At 34.9% G+C, this 261-nt stretch carries 1 pseudogene; it reads left to right on the top strand.

Going from position 1 to position 261, the window contains the following annotated elements:
• A pseudogene (locus tag ACEO2X_RS14525) lies at positions 1-118 on the top strand (IS982 family transposase); the annotation flags it as partial.
• Between the last annotated feature and the right edge of the window lie 143 nt (positions 119-261).

Genomic DNA, 261 nt, shown 5'->3' with positions numbered 1-261 from the left:
TAAACATCGTTCGATTGCTGGTTTTTTAGCAGGCGTATTTTCTTCACTATGTGCGTATCAACTTTGCCAAAAGAATAAGCCTAAAATTCATGTGATTAAATCTTTGGCTTATCCGTAACTGGGGTAATTTTAAAAAACGCAGATTCAAATCTCAAGTGCAACACATTTGTAGTTAGTTGAAAAAGTTAGGTGTATTCATAGAATCATTAGACTTTTTCAACCCGCAATTGGAAAGCACACGATGAAGAAATACACCCAACT

The organism is Acinetobacter sp. AL9 (genome assembly GCF_041464035.1).
GTDB lineage: Bacteria > Pseudomonadota > Gammaproteobacteria > Pseudomonadales > Moraxellaceae > Acinetobacter > Acinetobacter towneri.
The sequence above is the reverse complement of the archived record's forward strand: the minus strand, read 5'-3'. Positions and strand labels throughout refer to the sequence as shown.